Source organism: Clostridium sp. YIM B02555 (assembly GCF_022320955.1).
Classification (GTDB): domain Bacteria; phylum Bacillota; class Clostridia; order Clostridiales; family Clostridiaceae; genus Clostridium; species Clostridium saccharoperbutylacetonicum.
On sequence record NZ_JAKJJY010000018.1, the window covers coordinates 1 to 19,221 of the forward strand.

The 19,221-nt window shown below is 29.9% G+C and carries 13 protein-coding genes, 3 tRNA genes and 1 other annotated feature; of the genes, 2 read left to right on the plus strand and 14 right to left on the minus strand.

Features of this window, described 5'->3' with window-relative positions; translation table 11 throughout:
• The first annotated feature begins 519 nt into the window (after positions 1 to 519).
• Positions 520 to 1,533 carry a DUF5050 domain-containing protein gene (locus L3B98_RS20550; RefSeq protein ID WP_238918074.1) on the plus strand — a complete coding sequence of 338 codons (1,014 nt, stop codon included), beginning with the start codon at positions 520 to 522 and terminating at the stop codon, positions 1,531 to 1,533.
• A 112-nt stretch (positions 1,534 to 1,645) separates the two neighbouring features.
• On the opposite strand, the gene murD is transcribed toward L3B98_RS20550, so the two are convergent.
• The 3 genes from murD to L3B98_RS20565 all read right to left on the minus strand — a co-directional run bounded on the left by murD (position 1,646) and on the right by L3B98_RS20565 (position 4,935).
• Positions 1,646 to 3,022 (minus strand): UDP-N-acetylmuramoyl-L-alanine--D-glutamate ligase, encoded by a 1,377-nt coding sequence (gene murD, locus L3B98_RS20555; protein WP_238918075.1) that lies wholly within the window; start codon positions 3,020 to 3,022, stop codon positions 1,646 to 1,648.
• A gap of 143 nt (positions 3,023 to 3,165) precedes the next feature.
• Positions 3,166 to 4,557 carry a glycine--tRNA ligase gene (locus tag L3B98_RS20560; RefSeq protein ID WP_238918076.1) on the minus strand — a complete coding sequence of 464 codons (1,392 nt, stop codon included), beginning with the start codon at positions 4,555 to 4,557 and terminating at the stop codon, positions 3,166 to 3,168.
• Between the two features lie 50 nt (positions 4,558 to 4,607).
• Positions 4,608 to 4,782 (minus strand) — a binding site (T-box leader).
• 78 nt (positions 4,783 to 4,860) lie between these two features.
• Positions 4,861 to 4,935, minus strand: a tRNA-Asn gene (locus tag L3B98_RS20565).
• 126 nt (positions 4,936 to 5,061) lie between these two features.
• Between L3B98_RS20565 and L3B98_RS20570 the strand changes: the two genes are divergently transcribed.
• Entirely contained in the window at positions 5,062 to 5,391 is a 330-nt protein-coding gene (locus L3B98_RS20570) for a single-stranded DNA-binding protein (protein ID WP_238918077.1), read from the plus strand.
• Between the two features lie 65 nt (positions 5,392 to 5,456).
• Here L3B98_RS20570 and L3B98_RS20575 read toward each other — a convergent pair.
• From L3B98_RS20575 to spoIIE, 11 genes are all read right to left on the minus strand, one after another.
• Positions 5,457 to 5,531: transfer RNA gene (locus tag L3B98_RS20575), tRNA-Asn, on the minus strand.
• Positions 5,532 to 5,786: 255 nt separating this feature from the next.
• Positions 5,787 to 5,861 (minus strand) — tRNA-Asn (locus L3B98_RS20580).
• 148 nt (positions 5,862 to 6,009) lie between these two features.
• On the minus strand, positions 6,010 to 7,515 hold the full coding sequence (gene lysS / locus L3B98_RS20585; protein ID WP_015390299.1) for a lysine--tRNA ligase: 1,506 nt from the start codon (positions 7,513 to 7,515) through the stop codon (positions 6,010 to 6,012).
• A 13-nt stretch (positions 7,516 to 7,528) separates the two neighbouring features.
• On the minus strand, positions 7,529 to 8,011 hold the full coding sequence (greA, locus tag L3B98_RS20590) for a transcription elongation factor GreA (RefSeq protein ID WP_015390298.1): 483 nt from the start codon (positions 8,009 to 8,011) through the stop codon (positions 7,529 to 7,531).
• A 343-nt stretch (positions 8,012 to 8,354) separates the two neighbouring features.
• Positions 8,355 to 9,320 (minus strand): tRNA dihydrouridine synthase DusB, encoded by a 966-nt coding sequence (dusB, locus tag L3B98_RS20595; RefSeq protein WP_077359768.1) that lies wholly within the window; start codon positions 9,318 to 9,320, stop codon positions 8,355 to 8,357.
• Between the two features lie 20 nt (positions 9,321 to 9,340).
• Positions 9,341 to 10,135, minus strand: coding sequence for a type III pantothenate kinase (locus L3B98_RS20600; RefSeq protein ID WP_015390296.1), 795 nt, complete (start codon positions 10,133 to 10,135; stop codon positions 9,341 to 9,343).
• Between the two features lie 183 nt (positions 10,136 to 10,318).
• Positions 10,319 to 11,989: a formate--tetrahydrofolate ligase gene (locus L3B98_RS20605; RefSeq protein ID WP_238918078.1), complete on the minus strand. Its 1,671-nt coding sequence runs from the start codon at positions 11,987 to 11,989 to the stop codon at positions 10,319 to 10,321.
• Positions 11,990 to 12,246: 257 nt separating this feature from the next.
• Entirely contained in the window at positions 12,247 to 14,055 is a 1,809-nt protein-coding gene (gene ftsH, locus L3B98_RS20610; protein ID WP_238918079.1) for an ATP-dependent zinc metalloprotease FtsH, read from the minus strand.
• Positions 14,056 to 14,128: 73 nt separating this feature from the next.
• Complete coding sequence (gene hpt / locus L3B98_RS20615) at positions 14,129 to 14,668, minus strand: hypoxanthine phosphoribosyltransferase (protein WP_015390293.1); 540 nt, start codon at positions 14,666 to 14,668, stop codon at positions 14,129 to 14,131.
• A gap of 4 nt (positions 14,669 to 14,672) precedes the next feature.
• A complete protein-coding gene (gene tilS / locus L3B98_RS20620) occupies positions 14,673 to 16,079 on the minus strand; it encodes a tRNA lysidine(34) synthetase TilS (RefSeq protein WP_238918080.1) in 1,407 nt (468 codons plus the stop codon).
• A 201-nt stretch (positions 16,080 to 16,280) separates the two neighbouring features.
• Positions 16,281 to 18,692: a stage II sporulation protein E gene (gene spoIIE / locus L3B98_RS20625; RefSeq protein WP_238918081.1), complete on the minus strand. Its 2,412-nt coding sequence runs from the start codon at positions 18,690 to 18,692 to the stop codon at positions 16,281 to 16,283.
• Between the last annotated feature and the right edge of the window lie 529 nt (positions 18,693 to 19,221).

Genomic DNA, 19,221 nt, shown 5'->3' on the forward strand with positions numbered 1-19,221 from the left:
ATCTTAGCTTACTCAAATAAAAATTGCTGGTTTACTTAAATGTATTTATCTTATTCTGTTCAATTTTCAAAGATCTTCACAGTCTCGCGACTGCTTTATAATAATATCACCGTTAGCCATTATTGTCAACATTTATTTTTTATAAATTCTAAACAATTACTGCCAACTAATTCTTTTCTGTTGCTCACTTGCTGTGACAACGAATATTATAGTACCATTTTTTTTTTGATATATTATACCGCTATCTAAAATCTAAGTTAATTAAAAGCCTTTTTCTCTATATTTCTTGTTTTCTCTTAAAATATCGCCAGCAGATACACCAGGCAAAGTTAATTGCCTATAATCAAAATAATCTTAAATAATAGTATTATTTTAATATTAATCTAGAAAAGGTCATAATTTTTAGTTTGAAAACTTATTAGATATTATCCCCTATAGAAGTTATAATTATTATACGACAATATATATTATTAACTAATTTTATATTGCAATATAATTTTTATTAGGGAGATTTTAATAATGAATAGAAAATTAATTCATGTAATTTTAATATTATCTACACTTTCATTTATTGGTTGTAGTTCCACCAATAATCCATCAACAGGTTCTAGTTCTAATACTAATACTTCTTCTACAAAGCAACTTCAAACATACAATGCATCTGGCTCATCATCTGCTTCCTTTTCATTAAGTGATAGCGCAACATATTTTTGTCCTTTTATTATTGATGGAACTAATTTGATATTTCCTAATCCTGACGAAAATAATAGAATTTCAACTATTCCAAGCCCTCTTCCAAAGGATATTCTTCAAAGTAAAAACGTAACTGACTTTGCTGATTATTCTGCTGACAACATTGCATTAATAGATAAAATTATTTATTTTTCAAACGGCACAGAAAACAATGCATTAAGTTCTTACAATTTAACAGATAAAACTTACAAGAAGCTAACTACACATTCCGTTCATAATTTAATAAGCGTAAATACAAGTTTATTTTATATAAACAAAAGCGACTCCCAAAGAATATACAGTTATGATACTACAACTTCAAATAATGCATTAGTCTCTGCTGATAGTGTAGGTTCTTTTATAGTAAGCGGTGATTATATTATTTATCAAAATCTGAGCGACAATTCAAAATTATATTCTATTAAGACAGATGGAACTAACAGACAAAAACTAACTGATTACACAGCTAATAGTTTCATAGTTTATGAAGGTCAATTGTTATTTTTTAATTCGTCTGATAACAACAATTTATATTCCTTGGATCCTTCTAATCTAAATTGTAAAAGAATTTATATAATGAATGGATTTCAATTAAAGATTTTTAATAAATCTATTTATTTTATTAATGGTGATGATTCAAATAATCTATACTCATTATCTGTAGATTTGAAAAATTCAACCGCAACATATAAACCTGAGATATCTGAAGGTATAAATGATTATTATTTAACTTCTATGGGTATTTTTTATAGTCCAAGTATTAATGTTAACAATATTTACTATAAAAGCTTATCCTTATAAAATTAACTTCTTTAAAATATTTTTATATTTTAGATATAAAAATATTTTATAATTACAAAAAGATGATTAAAGATATTTACATAGTAAAATTTCTTTAATCATCTTTCTTTTCCTATAATGCATTAACCATAGTTTTAAATGTATTTCCTCTAATCATAAAATTTGGATACATATCAAACGAAGCACAGGCTGGCGATAATGTTACTATATCTCCAGATCTTGCAACACTCCTAGCCTCTTTCACCGCATCCTCCATAGTTTCAACAGTCTTTATATTTATTTTAATTTCTTGCTCTTTATATAATTTATCAAACACCTCTCTAATTTTATCCCTTGTAGCTCCAAGTAGAATCAACTCTTTTATATATGGATATCCTTCATAAGCTAGTGGTTCAAATGGTATATGCTTATCATATCCCCCTGCAATTAATATTACTTTTTCGTCAAAAGCCTTAAGGCCTGCTAGTGTTCTTGTAGGACTAGATGCTATGGAATCATTATAATACTTGACACCATCTAGTTCTCTTATAAATTCACATCTATGTTCAACACCTTCAAATGTTTCTGCTACTTTTTTCATTGACTCTATAGAGACATCTTCTTTAACTGCCAGAAATGCCGCAAGATAATTTTCAACATTATGCATTCCCTTAATCACTATATCACTCTTCTTACACACTTCTTTTCCTTCAAGATATAGTATTCCTTCTTTGAAGTATGCTCCACCCTCTATTTCTCTCTTAGAACTGAACAATTTAACATCACCTTTGGCTTCTTTTTTAAACTCATAAGTAATTTCGTTTTCTCTATTCAATACTAAAATTCCATTTGAATTCTGATATAAGAATATATTTTTTTTAGCATCTATATATTCTTGCATATCCTTATGCATATCTAAATGATTAGGTGATAAATTTGTGCATACAGCCACGTCTATTTCTTGAGTCATGGTCATAAGTTGAAAACTTGATAATTCTAATACAACCTTATCCTCTTCTTTTATACTTTCTATTTGAGAAAATAATGGAGTTCCTATATTTCCTCCAACCCAAGTTTTATAACCTTGTTCTTCTAATAATTTCGATATAATTGTTGTAGTTGTTGTCTTACCATCACTACCTGTTACCGCGTACACTTTTCCTTTAGTGTATCTTACAAACTCCTCCATTTCAGAAGTTATGTATGCACCTTCATTTTTAACTCTAATTAAAGCTTCACTATCAATTCTCATTGATGGGGTTTTAAACACTACATCAAATCCAGTAAGAGAATCTAAATAATTTTCACCAAGTTCTAATTTTACACCTTTATTAACAAAATCAGTTCCTACATCTCCAAGTTCTTCTATAGTCTTTTTGTCAAAAGCTGTTACTACTGCACCTAACTCCAACAAAAAATTTATTAAAGGAATATTGCTAACTCCTATTCCTACAACACCAACCCTTTTGCCAATAATATACTTTTTAAACTCTTCAAAATTCTTCTTCATATTTTTCCTCCATATTTAATTAACTATATAATATAACTTATTGATAAAATCCGTTCTTTTCCATTTCAATTATAACACCTTAAAACAAAAAATAAACTGACTCTTAATAAATTATTGAGCCAGTTCATTATCTTTTTTACTCTTTAAAATTCTAAACTTTTTTGTATATAATTTTCTACTTCACTTATCTTAATTCTTTCTTGTACCATAGTATCTCTATTTCTAATAGTAACAGCTCCATCTTCTAGTGTATCAAAATCAATTGTTATACAATAAGGAGTTCCTATCTCATCTTGTCTTCTATATCTTTTACCTATGCTTCCTGTTTCATCAAATTCAATATTAAACTTCTTACTTAGTTCAGCATAAACATCTAAAGCTTTTTCTGAAAGTTTCTTAGAAAGAGGTAATATAGCAGCTTTAAATGGTGCTAATGCTGGATGTAGATGTAATACTGTTCTAACATCACCATCTTCTAATTCTTCTTCATCATACGCTTCAATCAAAAATGCTAAAGTAACTCTGTCTGCACCTAAAGATGGTTCTATAACGTATGGTATATATTTCTCATTGGTTGCTTGATCCAAGTAACTTAAATCTTGACCAGAATGTTCTTGATGCTTATTTAAGTCATAGTCTGTTCTATCTGCTATACCCCAAAGTTCTCCCCAACCAAATGGGAATAGATATTCTATATCAGAAGTTGCATTTGAATAGAATGATAATTCTTCTTCACCATGATCTCTCATTCTTAAATTTTCCGGTTTAACGTTCAAATCCATCAAGAACTTCCAGCAGTAATCTTTCCAATATTTATGCCACTCTAAATCTGTTCCTGGCTTGCAGAAAAATTCTAATTCCATTTGTTCAAATTCTCTTGTTCTAAATGTAAAATTACCAGGTGTAATCTCATTTCTAAATGATTTACCAATTTGAGCAATACCAAATGGAACTTTCTTTCTTGAAGTTCTTTGAACTGCTTTAAAGTTAACAAATATACCTTGAGCTGTTTCTGGTCTTAAGAAAACTTCAGATTTAGCATCTTCAGTAACACCTTGGAATGTTTTAAACATAAGGTTGAATTTTCTTATATCTGTATAATTCATCTTTCCACATTTAGGACATACAATATTATTACTTTCAATGTACTCTTTTAGTTGTTCATTTGTCCATCCATCAGCGCTGGCTACTTCTGCTCCATTGGCTGTCATATGATCTTCAACCAATTTATCTGCTCTAAATCTTGCTTTACACTCCTTACAATCCATCAATGGATCTGAGAAACCGCCGACATGCCCTGAGGCTACCCAAACTTCTCTATTCATTAAAATAGCAGAATCCAAACCTACATTGTATGGACTTTCTTGAACAAACTTTTTCCACCATGCTTTTTTAACATTATTTTTAAATTCAACTCCTAAAGGACCATAATCCCACGAATTGGCCAATCCACCATATATGTCTGATCCAGGAAATATAAATCCTCTATTTTTGCAAAGAATTGTGATCTTATCCATTGTTTTTTCTACTGACATTATTTATCCCTCCAAAATATAATTTTATAAAATAAAAAAAGCCTTAACCACAAAGGGACGAAATTATAATTCCGCGGTTCCACCCTTCTTGGCTTAGGCCCATCTTTCTTCACTAATAATCTTACACTCAAAAGCTCCATTCATCCTAAATCAATGATGGTTTTCACCAAACACCATCTCTCTATAATTGACTTATGAATTACTACTCTTTTTCAACATGTATATTCAATTTATAAATTAATTTTAACAAAATTAATTTTTCTGTCAATATATAAAATATATTCTTAAAAAAATATAAAAAAATGGCTCCGCGAAGAGGACTCGAACCTCCAACCTATCGGTTAACAGCCGAGTGCTCCACCATTGAGCTATCGCGGAACGTCATTACTTAATCTATTATATCAGTTTTTTTTAATTATGCAACCCTATTTTTCATTTTTTATTTGAATACGAACCTATGTTTTTGTCTAAACTTATAACAAACAATAATTTAGGAGGAAATGTATGAATAAAGTATATCTTATAGGTAGAATAACTAGAGATTTAGAACTTCAGTACTTTGGAAATGGAGAAAGATCTTATGTAAAATTCACTTTATCTGTGGATGAATACAATCCAACTTCAAAAGAGCCTTCAACTAATTTTATTGATATTGTTGCTTTTGATAAAAAAGCTGAGATTCTATCTAAGTATGTTGCTAAAGGTCATAAACTATCAATAGAAGGTAAAATTAAAACAGGTAGCTATTTAGATAAAAACAATATAAAAAAATACACAGTTGATGTAGTTCTAGATAACTTTGACTTTATTGATAATAAGTCAAATGTAATATAAAAAAATAAGGTAGAAAATTCTTCTACCTTTTATTGTTTTCCAATATTATTTTTAAATAAAAAAAATGGCTCCGCGAAGAGGACTCGAACCTCCAACCTATCGGTTAACAGCCGAGTGCTCCACCATTGAGCTATCGCGGAACGTCATTACTTAATCTATTATATCAGCTTTTATTAATTTTGCAACCCTTTTTTTATTTTTATTATAAATTTATTTTCTAAATTCAAAAATTATTGACAATTCCCCAAATCTCTTACTATAAATTCAAGCTTAATCCCTAACAAACTTAACTTTTCAAAAGTCAGCCTTTCTCCTTAGCATTCAAGTGCAAAAAAATAAGGCAGAATACCTTCTGTCTTTAGCAAATCACAATTTTCTATTTTCAAACAAAAAAATGGCTCCGCGAAGAGGACTCGAACCTCCAACCTATCGGTTAACAGCCGAGTGCTCCACCATTGAGCTATCGCGGAACGTCATTACCTAATCAATTATATCAGTTTCTCAAAATTTTGCAAGCTTTTTTAATAAATTAAACAAAAAAGATTCATATATACTCGAAATATATATAAACCCTTTTGTTTAACTATATCTACATATCTTTAATATACTTAAATCAAATTACTTCTGAGGTCTCATTGTTGGGAATAATATAACATCTCTAATTGATGCTGAGTCAGTTAAGAACATTACAAGTCTATCTATTCCCATTCCCATTCCACCTGTAGGAGGCATACCTGTTTCTAGAGCACTCATAAATTGTTCATCTAACATATATGCTTCATCATCACCAAGTTCTCTTTCCTTAGCCTGTTGTTCAAATCTTTGTCTTTGAACTATAGGATCATTTAATTCTGAATACGCATTACAAATTTCTCTTCCAAATACAAATCCTTCAAATCTTTCAGTAAATTCAGGATTTCCTCTCTTTTTCTTTGTAAGAGGTGATATTTCTACTGGATAATCTGTTATAAATGTAGGCTGAATCATATTAGCTTCACCAAATTCTTCATATAACATATTTAATACTTCACCTTTAGTTACTGTATCTAATGGTTTAGCAAATTCTAAATGCTTTTCTTTAGCTATAGCTTGAGCTTCTTCATCGGATTTAATTTGATTAAAATCTACTCCCGCATATTCTTTTACTGCATCCACCATAGTTATTCTTCTCCAAGGTGGCTTGAAATCTATTTCAGTTCCTTGATAATTAACTTTAGTAGTTCCATTTACCTTTTCACATATATGCGCAACCATATTTTCTGTAATTTCCATCATATCATTATAATCCGAATATGCTTCATATAATTCAATTGCTGTAAATTCAGGATTATGTCTAACCGACATACCTTCGTTTCTAAAATTTCTTCCTATTTCATATACTTTTTCAAAACCAGCAACTATCAATCTCTTAAGATATAACTCTGTTGCAATTCTTAAGTACATATCAATATCTAAAGTATTGTGATGAGTGACAAACGGTCTAGCCGCTGCTCCACCAGCTATAGCTCCAAGTATTGGAGTTTCTACTTCTACAAAACCTTTATTATCTAAAAATTCTCTCATAGCTGAAATAATTTTACTTCTCTTTATAAAAGTCTCTTTTACTTCTGCATTTGTAATTATATCAACTTCTCTTTGTCTATATCTTAAATCTGGATCTTTTAATCCATGCCATTTTTCTGGAAGTGGCTTTAAAGATTTACATGTTAATTCAAAAGTATTTACATTTACAGATACTTCCCCTGTTTTTGTTGTAAACACTTCACCTGTCGCTGCAACCCAGTCACCTAGATCAAATGCCTTGTATTGCTTTAAATTCTCTTCTCCAACTTTATCAATCTTTAAGAATAATTGTATCTTTCCATCTTTATCGTGTATATCTGAAAATACAACTTTCCCTTGACCTCTTTTAGACATCAGTCTTCCTGCAACTGTTACTTCTTTTCCTTCTAATTCGTCATAGTTTGCCTTAACTTCTTCTGATGTATGAGTTCTGTTTACTTTATATACATCAAAAGGATCTTTTCCGGCATTTTGTAGCTCTGCTAGTTTAGTTCTTCTCAATCCTTCTTGTTCATTATATTGAGACTCTAATTCCTGCATGCTCATTTCTTCTGTTGACATAATGTACCTCCAATTAATTTCTACTTATTCCCAATATCTCGAATTTATTAATTCCATCAGGAACTGCTACTTCTATTATTTCACCAACTTTTTTGCCTACTAAGGCTTTTCCAACTGGTGATTCATTTGATATTTTAAAATTCATAGGATCCGCTTCAGCTGAACCTACAATTAAATACTCAACTTCTTCGTCAAATTCATAGTCTTTAACTTTAACTTTTGCTCCAACTGAAACAATATCACTTGGAATTTCTGATTCATCAACAACCACTGCATTTTTTAACATGTTTTCTAATTGAATTATTCTTCCTTCTGTAAATGCCTGATCGTTTTTAGCTTCATCATATTCTGAATTTTCACTTAGATCTCCATATCCTAATGCAATTTTAATTTTTTCAGTTATTTCTTTTCTTTTTACAGTTTTTAAATATTCCAATTCACCTTCTAATTTTTTAACACCTTCATAAGTCATTACATATTGTTTTGTTTGGCTCATATACTTTACTCCCCTTTAAAACCTTCTATAATTTTTTAATTAATAACTATGTTCATTATTTTATATTTATTAAAACACTCCTTAATCAGTCAAAAAATACGTTATTAATATATATTCCCAATAAGATAACCTTAATTACTAAATAACTTAAACAATTTTTGTTTCCAACTGACATTTAACTAATTATAAATCAGCATATTTGATATGTCAATAAATCCTAAAATAAAGCAACAACCATCTTTCCCTCAGATTTATAAAATAAATATAAGTACTATTAATATTATAATATCAACAATTTATTTTTTAATTCACATTTGAAATAATTTTTTTAAATATTATAATATTATAGTTCTTCCATATATTTAATTAATACTTCAATTACTTTCTTACTATCATCTATTGTATTAATTTGATTTCTTATTTCAGTACATTTAGGAAGGCCTTTTATATACCACGACGCATGTTTTCGCATTTCTCTTATGGCCTTAAATTCTCCATCATATTTAATCGCTAGATTATAATGTTTAAGGCACATTTCAATTTTTTCTTTATTTGAAACTTCTGAAATAGCCTCTCCTTTTAGTGCACTGTTTATCTCTCTAAATATCCATGGATTCCCTTGGCTTCCTCTAGCAATCATTATTCCATCACAATTTGTTATCTTTTTTATCTTAATAGCATCTTCAGTTGAGAACACATCGCCATTACCTATTACAGGTATAGAAACGGTATCTTTAACTTTTTTAATTATATCCCAGTCTGCAACCCCTTGATACATTTGTTTTCTTGTTCTTCCATGAACAGTAATTGCATCGGCTCCTGCTTCCTCCATAATATTTGCAAATTCTACAGCATTAATATTATCTTCATCAAATCCTTTTCTGAATTTAACTGTAACAGGTTTCTTTGAAATCTTCTTTATCGCCTTTACAATATCATATGCAAGATTAGGCTCCTTCATCAATGCAGATCCTTCTCCATTTTTAACTATTTTGGGCGCAGGACACCCCATATTGATATCTATAATACAAATATCATCTCTATCATTTAAATATTGTTCACATATACTTGCCATTATTTCTGGTTCTCTGCCAAAGATTTGTACCGCAACTGGTTTCTCTTCCTCAGCTATTCTAAGCAATGTCTGAGTATTCTCACTTCCATAATATAATGCTTTAGCACTAACCATTTCAGTATAAACCAATCCACATCCCATTTCCTTGCATAATCCTCTAAATGATATATCTGTTACACCAGCCATAGGTGCTAAAAACACATTATTATCAAAGGTTAAATTACCTATTTTCATTCAGAATTTACTCCTTAAATTTAGCAATTCGCCATTTCTTTATTTTTTTCGTACAAAATCTTTAATCCCTCTAATGTTAAATCCGAATCAACCTTGTCAATAACATCAGTTTCTTTAGCTATTAAATTCGCTAATCCCCCTGTAGCTAATACAAATGGTTCTTCTTTATATTTAGAAGTCATCATTTCCTTCTTCATTTTTCTAACTATATATTCAACTTGCCCAATATATCCATATAAAATTCCCGCTTGCATACTTGATACTGTATTTTTACAAATAATTCCCTTAGGTATTTCAAGCTCTACTCTAGGAAGCTTCGCAGCTCTTTCAAACAATGCGTCTGCTGAAATTCTAATTCCTGGACATATGCACCCTCCAAGATAATCTCCATTTTCTCTTAGTGCACAAAAGGTCGTAGCTGTTCCAAAATCTATTATAATTACAGGCCTTTTATAAATTTCGTAAGCCGCAACAGAATTTACTATTCTATCAGCTCCAACTTCTTTTGGATTATCATATTTAATGTTTATTCCCGTCTTTATTCCCGGTCCTACTATTATAGGTTCATGATTAAAACATTTTTTTAACATATTCTCTAAAGAATGCATTATGTTAGGAACAACAGATGAAACTATAACTCCTGTAATATCTTTTGGATTTATATTACCAAGATTAAATAACTGCATAACCTGTATACTATACTCATCAGAAGTTTTATTCCCTCCACTTGAAATACGCCAACTCGCTATGTATTTATTTCCATCATGTACTCCTAAAACAATATTTGTATTACCTGCATCAACAAGCAAGATCATAGAAAGCACCACCTTAATATAGTTAAATTAAAAGCAGCCCAAAGAGCTGCCTTAATTTAGAAAATAACAATATAATTTTAACAATTTTAATATATTTGTCAAGTGTTTATATCTTGCTTAAATACCATAAAACTATTTATTTATAATAACTAAATTTTCAAAGTATTAATTAAACTATCTTACCTAAAATAAACCTAATATTTCTCCATCTTTTAAGACATCCATTTTATTTGCAGCTGGTACTTTAGGAAGACCTGGCATAGTCATTATATCTCCTGTCTGAACAACAATGAATCCTGCGCCATTAGATACCCTAACTTCCTTAACTGTTATATCAAATCCATTAGGTCTAGCTAAAAGACTCGGATTGTCTGACAGTGAATATTGAGTTTTAGCCATACAAATAGGCAACTTATCTAATTCAAACTTTTCTAATTCTGCAATCTGCTTCTTAGCCGCCAATGTATAATTAACCTTATCTGCACCATATATTTCCCTGGCAATTGTCATTATTTTATTTTCTATAGACTCTTCTTTACTATATATAGGAGCAAATTTAGAATCATTATTCTCAAGTATATTTAATACTATATTTCCAAGTTCTATTCCGCCTTCTCCTCCTTTAGCCCATACATCACAAAGAGCTACCTGAACGCCCATTTTATTGCAGAACTCTTTAATAAATTCGACTTCTTCATTACTATCAGTAATAAATTTATTTATTGCGACAACTGGTTTAACGTTGAATTTCTTAATATTTTCTATTTGCTTTTCTAAATTAGTTATCCCCTTTGACAACGCTTCAACATTAGGAACATTTAATTCAGCCTTAGCTACTCCACCATGATGTTTTAATGCTCGTATTGTTGCAACTATGACAACACATTCTGGTGTTAAATCTCCATATCTGCATTTAATATCAAAGAACTTTTCAGCACCTAAATCAGCACCAAATCCTGCTTCTGTAATTACAACATCTCCAAGTTTTAATGCAAGTTTAGTTGCCATTATAGAATTGCAGCCATGCGCAATATTAGCAAATGGTCCCCCATGTATTAATGCTGGAGTATTTTCTAACGTTTGAACTAAATTAGGTTTAATAGCATCCTTCATTAACAATGCCATAGCACCTTGAACTTCTAATTCTTTAGCATAAACAGGTGCCCCCTCTAAATTATAAGCAACCACAATATTTCCCATTCTTTGTTTTAAATCTTCTAAATCACTTGCTAAGCATAATATAGCCATTATTTCAGATGCAACAGTTATATTAAAGCCATCTTCTCTAACAAATCCATTTACTTTTCCGCCCATTCCAACAACAATATGTCTAAGAGCTCTATCATTCATATCCATAACTCTTTTAAAAACAATTCTTCTTGAATCAATACCTAAAACATTTCCTTGATGGATATGATTATCTATAGCTGCTGATAATAAATTATTAGCTGATGTAATGGCATGCATATCACCAGTAAAATGAAGATTGATATCTTCCATCGGAACTACTTGAGCATAACCTCCACCTGCCGCACCACCTTTTACACCAAAAACAGGTCCTAATGATGGTTCTCTTAATGCTATTACAGCATTCTTTCCTAGTTTATTCATTGCCTGACCTAAACCTACAGTAACTGTTGACTTTCCTTCTCCAGCTGGAGTTGGGTTTATAGCTGTAACTAAAACCAGTTTCCCATTCTTATTATTTTTAACTTTCTCATAGACGTCTAAGGATATTTTGCATTTATATTTTCCATAATACTCTATATCCTCTTCGCAAAGTCCTAATTTTTCTGCCACATTTTTTATCGGCTCCATCTTTGCCTCTTGTGCAATTTGAATGTCACTTTTCATTTAAGTTTCCTCCTAATATAACCAAGAATCAATTTAGTGTATTTCCATTATATCACTTCACTTTAGCTAATAAAAGTTCTTTCGAATAATTAATATGTTTTTCACCAAAACATTCGTGTTTAGATAAATCTTTTTATCTAATCTAATATTTTTTTCATATAGATAATAATATATTTTCAAAATAAACCCAATCTAACTTATAAAAAAAGTTATTTCAAACATTTATATTTTGAAATAACTTTTTACTAATAAATTTTTTAATTACTTACAAAAATTTCTTCAAATTCTCGTGCATCAAGTTTTTCCTTCTCAATTAAAGCTTGCGCAACAGCATGCAATTTATCTTGATTTTCCTTTAAAAGACTTTCTGCCTTTTCATAAGCTTCATCTATAAATTTCTTTATTTCTTTATCTATTCGTGCTCCAATTTCCTCACTAAAATCTCTTACTTTACCAAAATCTCTACCAATGAAAACTTCATCATGACCCGCAGTGTTATAAGATATTGTACCTATTTCTTCACTCATACCATAATCCATAACCATGCTTTTAGCTATATGACTAGCTCTATCAATATCATTTTTTGCACCAGTACTAATATCACCCAAGATTAATTTTTCAGCTACTCTTCCACCTAAAAGGCCAACCATTTCATCTTTAAGTTTTGACTTCGATGTATAAGAAGTATCTTCTTTTGGAAGATGCATAGTATACCCACCTGCTCTTCCTCTTGGAATAACACTTATTTCATGAACTGGATCACAGTTTGGAAGTAATCTCATTACAACTGCATGCCCAGCTTCGTGGTATGCTGTCAGCTTTCTATCATGCTCTGTTATTACTCTACTCTTCTTTTCAGGTCCTGCAATTACTTTAGTTATTGCTTCTTCCATTTCCTGCATTGAAATTTGTTGCTTATCTCTTCTAACAGCAAGCAAAGCTGCTTCATTTGTTAAATTTTCTAAATCTGCTCCTGAAAAACCTGGTGTTCTTTTAGCAAGAATATCTAATTTAACATCCTCTCTAAGTGGTTTCTTTCTTGTATGAACTTTAAGAATTTCTTCTCTTCCTTTCACATCAGGGGCACCAACAATTACTTGTCTATCAAACCTTCCAGGTCTTAATAATGCTGGATCTAAGATATCAGGTCTATTTGTTGCTGCTATCATAATAATCCCTTCATTAGCACCGAAACCATCCATCTCAACAAGAAGTTGATTTAATGTTTGCTCTCTCTCATCGTGCCCTCCACCTAGTCCAGCACCTCTTTGTCTTCCAACTGCATCAATTTCATCTATGAAAACTATACATGGTGAATTCTTCTTAGCTTCTTCAAATAAACTTCTAACTCTAGATGCACCTACACCTACAAACATCTCAACAAAATCTGAACCTGATATACTAAAGAAAGGAACTCCAGCTTCTCCAGCTATCGCTTTTGCAAGCAAGGTCTTTCCTGTTCCCGGAGGACCTACTAATAATACCCCTTTAGGTATTCTTGCTCCCATCTTTATATATTTTGCTGGTAGCTTAAGAAAATCAACAATTTCTTCAAGTTCTGCCTTTTCTTCATCAGCACCTGCTATATCATTAAATGTTACTGTTTGGGTATCAGGAGTTACCATTTTAGCTTTACTTTTACCAAAATTCATAACGCCCCTTCCGCCACCTCCACCTTGTGACTGTTGAGTAAAGATGAATAAAAATATAAATATCATCACTGCCATTAATATAAATGGAAGTAATGTAGCTATCCATGTTGCATTATTAGATGGTTTCTCAAAAGTTACTTTAACATCAGACTTAGGTTGTTTTTCCATCAATGATCCAACCAACTCACTTGGAGCATAAGTTGTAAAAGTTTTGCTATCAGTAGTTCTTCCCTCTATTGTCATACTATCTTCTTTGACAACAATACTTTCTATTTCATTGGCATTCCATTTCTGTACGAATGCACTATATGCCATATCACTAGACCCTTTTCCTGTTTGATACATTGTAACCGCTGCTAGAATTAACATAACAGAACATACAATCCATACAGCCGCACTTGAATATTTTTTCATTCAAGGCCCCCCTCTCTCATCATATTTAAAATTTTACCATATCAATATTTTTATTACAATAAATTTAAACTGTCTATTTGTTGTATACCTCTGGTTTTAATATTCCTATAAAAGGTAAGTTTCTATATTTCTCCGCATAGTCTATTCCATAACCTACTATGAATCCATCAGGCACTTCAAATCCAATATACTTAACATCTAAATCTACCTTTCTTCTAGCCGGTTTATTTAACAACGAAATTATTTCTATGCTGTTGGCATTTCTTGCACGCAAATACTTAAGCAGATAAGATAAAGTAATTCCTGTATCAACAATATCTTCAACTAATAAAATATCCTTACCTTCAATGCTGTTATCTAAATCTTTTAAAATTCTTACAACACCAGATGTTTCTGTAGAACTTCCATAGCTTGAAACAGCCATAAAATCTATCTCACACAGAACAGAAATGTTTTTAATTAACTCTGCCGCAAACAATACTGAACCCTTCAATATACCAACTACAACTAAATTCTTCCCCTCATAATCGTTACTTATTTCACTTGCAAGTTCTTTAATACGTTTATTCAAAACGTCTTCCGAAAATAATATTTCTTGTATATCCTGTTTCATAATTCTAATATTCCTTTCTTTCAACAACTACTTTTAATATATTTCCACTTTTATCTGTAATTTTATATTCTTCAGAGATTTTTATTCCAATAATCCAAGCAATTTTATTATCAAAACATAAAATAGGGATACTATCTCTTTCATCTTTAGGTATTTTCATATCAATAAAAATGTCTTTTACTTTCTTATTTCCAGTCATGCCTAAAGGAATAATTTTATCACCATTTCTTCTATTTCTCATTGAAATATTATTCTTAATTTTATCAAAATCAAAATATTTTGTGAATTTATTTTGATTTGAAATTATCTGACTCATTTCATAGTCAGTAATAACTTCGAATTTAACTATAAAATTATCTAATATAATTTCATTTGCATTTATATTGTTTTTTTCTAAAATTATATCTTCTATTTTATTATCTATATGATACTTTTCTACTTTACTTTTTATGTATATATCTCCATAGATATTCTCAGCATAAATACCATTAGGTAAATGTATCAACTTTCCTGAATTCTTTTTTGCTAAATGAAAAATTTCATATATATGCTTCATCTCAAAATCATAATTTGACTTAGAATATTTTATTAGTGCATTTCTTAACACTCTTGTTGCTATAGGCTCTTCTTCAATAAATATTTCCTTTTTTATTATAAAATAAGCACTATCCTCTATACAATATTTATTGTATAAACTTAAAGCTAAATTTTCAATTAATTCATTGTCCTTTTGTAATAATAAAGCCATTCTATTCAAAGCATCTATTATGTCCTCATTAAAATTTTCTTTCATATATGGTAATATATCTAATCTTATTTTATTTCTGTTATAAATCCTTTCAAAATTTGTTTTATCAATTCTTGGATTTAATTTTTTTAATTCTATATATTCTTCTACTTCACTTCTTGATAAACATAAAATTGGTCTTATTATCTTTCCATCTCTTGAAGCTTTAATTCCTCCAAGCCCATCGAGTCCTGTTCCTCTCATAAGTCTAAATAAAATTGTTTCAGCTTGATCATTTGCATTGTGTGCAGTTGCAATTTTGTTAAAGCCCTCTTTTTCTGAAATTTCTTCAAAGAAATCATATCTAGCCTTTCTTCCTGCCATTTCAGATGATAATCTATGTTCTTTAGCATAAATATTTATATCTAAACGTCTAACAAAACATTTTATCCCCATCGCATTGCAAATATCAATTACATATTCTTCATCACCAATTGCATCTGCCCCTCTCAAAAGGTGATTTAAATGCGCAGCTGCTATCTCAATATCTAATTCTTGTCTTAACTCCAGCAAAATATTCAAAAGACACAAAGAATCTGGGCCACCAGAGAGAGCAACTAAAATCTTATCCTTACTTTTTAATAACTTATTATCTCTAATATAAGATAGTACTTTTCTGTCCAAAAATAAACACTCCTATTATTATATAATACTGCATAATATATTTTACGCATATATTTTTCCAATGTAAACATTATTGCCTTAATTTTTTTCTGCAAACCTTTTTAATATAAATTATAAAAGCTGTTTCAAAACTAATAATACACTAAAGTTTTAAAACAGCTATTTATAATATCTCATAAAATAGGAAAATAACAATACTCCTTAGCTATCCAAATAAATTTTTGAAACTATTACTGTCATATCATCTTTAACTATGCCTCCACTTAATTTCTTCGCTCTATTTAATATTTTTTCAGATAGTTCTCTAGGACCCGCATTAACATTCTTTAAATACTCTTCAATCCAACTTACTTCTCCAAAGCTATACCTTTCAATATCTAAAACACCATCACTTATATTTACCAATATATCACCAGGCTTTAAAACTTCTTTTATTCTTTCAACCTCCACCTCATCTACAAGTCCCAATGGCAAATTCTTTGAATTAATAACCTTCACCTCACTCCCTCTCTTAATAAAGCTTGAGACTGCACCTATTTTCACAAAAACGCCTTGACCAGTATATAAATCAATTTTACTCAAGTCCAATGTCGCATATTTTTCATTTTCTACAAATCTCATTCCCATTATAGAATTAACTGTATTTACTGTTATGTTTTCATCAAATCCAGCCTCCATAAGTTTTTCTACTAAATCAACAGTTGATTTACTTTCTTCCTTCGCCTCTGGACCAAAACCCATTCCATCACTTAAAATCGTCATATATGATCCATCAACAACTCTTCCAAAACTATAACTATCTCCTATTTCCTTTTCTCCACTTTTAGGTTCAACAGATACATAAGAGACCATACGATATTTGGGTTTTTCTTCTATTGTTATAATACGTTGATTTGTTTCAGTATCGATACTACTTCCATCATCTCCTATACGAACTCTAATATTAAGATTATTGTTTAACAATGATACTATATTTTTTTCACAATAATTAAAATTCTCATAATCATTCATATTTATTCTAATTTTACTTCTACCATTTTTATCCACATAACAAAAAACGTCACTATAATTTATTAAATTTTTATTCAAAATTCGTTTTGTTATACCTTCTAATTCTACATCAATATTAACTTCTTTCTTAAAGCTACCTAGAAGATCGTTTAAGGTTCGAGATATATTGGATATATGTTCTGATAATATCTCCCTCCCCTCTGCCAACCTGTTTTTTATTGTTTCATTTACATTATAATTATTTACAATTGATTCAGCACATTTCAAAATCGTAAAATTTTTAATACATTTTTTTTGTAAATATTCTGGTATTTCTAAATTTCCCTCCTCACATCTTTGTATTAGTATTTGAAATGCATTAAATGTCTGATGAAAATCTTTTTTCCAGCATAAAATCCTATTCTCACAGTTGCAACAACTTCTATCTGCTAAATTCTCTACTAAAGCACTTCCTTTCGATTTAATCAATAAATTTTCATTATCATTAGTATTGAGTAAGCACTTTGACACATTTGCCAGTACATTTGTTAATTCTTTTAACTTAAAAGTAAATTCCTCTTTCATTGAATTCAATTGAATTTCCCCTAAAGATGCCTTTTTTACATATGGATTTATCTCAATTTCAATACTTTCATATATAAGCTTTGGTATGCATAAGAATAAAAAAGAACTAGCTAAGACCTCAACAGCCAACTTTAAGGTTACTGAATTTGAATATAACGCCAGTGCAGAATAAATTATTATACTTGAAAGTATTGAAAATATTTTTCCTGTATCTTTAAATATTCCAATTATCAGTCCTCCAACACCAAAAAAAGCCACACTATACATCATGTTATTAGATGCAATCCCAATCATTATTCCCATTAAAACTCCAATCATAGCTCCATATGTAGCTCCTCCTATATAGGCAATTACCAGAACTAATGTTAATGCACATATATTTCTTATTGAATAATCAACAAAATCAACGTTTCCTATCCCTGCAATTAATAAGCATAAAAATATACTTATACTAACTAACTCTTCAGAGGAATATAAATAACTAGTATTAATTACTTCTATAGAATTTATCGCATATTTTATAACATAATATATTGGTACAATAATTAATGTTTCTATTATGCTCAAAGTTATATCTATTCCCAGTTCATATTTATTAATCCAAAGACCATAAAAAAAGAAACTGATTAAAATGATAATAAAACCTATTAACTCCCTCTTTCTTTTCCTTGTTGTTGGTATAGAAGTATAATATATCATTATTAAAAATACAGAGGTTACATATGCATATCCATCTGTTAATAGATTATTTATTGATAAATATCCCATGGCAATTCCCGTTGCTGCTGCAAAATTGTCTTTTTTATTTCCCTTTGTAACAATAGCTATTAAATAAGCTAATCCAATCGGAGCTATTCCACTTCTATCTGATTGATTTAATAACAAACTTACTCTTCCAAGTAAAATCCCAGCTATCAAAATAGTGCATAATCTTACTAAAGATGTTTTTATCCCTATGTTCCTTTTTACATTTGTCACTTTGCTTATCTCTTGATATTTGTCTACACCTAACCCATACTGCACATCAGCTCGCCTCATTTCCAAATAATGTAATATGATTATAGCATCTATATTTTACGATATATGTCATAAGGTGTTTCACTAATTAAAAATTCGTTGGACAACTTCATCTAAAATTCACTAATATACAATTATTTAATATGTTATTTTCCTTATCATAAATTTTACTAAAAACTCTGTGCACCTCCATGAAAAAGCGGGTATACAGGTTAATTTATAATTTTTTACTCCACATAATTATTTTGTCGTTAATCTTGCCTTATTAGTAGTTTATATATAATTATTTTTTCATAAAAATAAAAAAGCATGAATAGTACCCTACACCTATTCAAACTTCTCTTACTAACCGCAACAAAACGACCACGCTGTTTATTTATTGACACTTATAAATTATCAAATGACGAAATTACTTTATAACTTTTTGCAAATATACTTAATAACAAAAAAAGACTTAAGCTTTTGCTTAAATCTTTTGGTGCCGAAGACCGGAATCGAACCGGTACGGTGTTTAACCACCGCAGGATTTTAAGTCCTGTGCGTCTGCCAG

Coding starts and splice junctions, on each gene's coding strand:
- L3B98_RS20550 (WP_238918074.1), top strand. CDS start 520: ATGAATAGAAAATTAATTCATGTAATTTTAATATTATCTACACTTTCA.
- murD (WP_238918075.1), bottom strand. CDS start 3,022: ATGAAGAAGAATTTTGAAGAGTTTAAAAAGTATATTATTGGCAAAAGG.
- L3B98_RS20560 (WP_238918076.1), bottom strand. CDS start 4,557: ATGTCAGTAGAAAAAACAATGGATAAGATCACAATTCTTTGCAAAAAT.
- L3B98_RS20570 (WP_238918077.1), top strand. CDS start 5,062: ATGAATAAAGTATATCTTATAGGTAGAATAACTAGAGATTTAGAACTT.
- lysS (WP_015390299.1), bottom strand. CDS start 7,515: ATGTCAACAGAAGAAATGAGCATGCAGGAATTAGAGTCTCAATATAAT.
- greA (WP_015390298.1), bottom strand. CDS start 8,011: ATGAGCCAAACAAAACAATATGTAATGACTTATGAAGGTGTTAAAAAA.
- dusB (WP_077359768.1), bottom strand. CDS start 9,320: ATGAAAATAGGTAATTTAACCTTTGATAATAATGTGTTTTTAGCACCT.
- L3B98_RS20600 (WP_015390296.1), bottom strand. CDS start 10,135: ATGATCTTGCTTGTTGATGCAGGTAATACAAATATTGTTTTAGGAGTA.
- L3B98_RS20605 (WP_238918078.1), bottom strand. CDS start 11,989: ATGAAAAGTGACATTCAAATTGCACAAGAGGCAAAGATGGAGCCGATA.
- ftsH (WP_238918079.1), bottom strand. CDS start 14,055: ATGAAAAAATATTCAAGTGCGGCTGTATGGATTGTATGTTCTGTTATG.
- hpt (WP_015390293.1), bottom strand. CDS start 14,668: ATGAAACAGGATATACAAGAAATATTATTTTCGGAAGACGTTTTGAAT.
- spoIIE (WP_238918081.1), bottom strand. CDS start 18,692: ATGAGGCGAGCTGATGTGCAGTATGGGTTAGGTGTAGACAAATATCAA.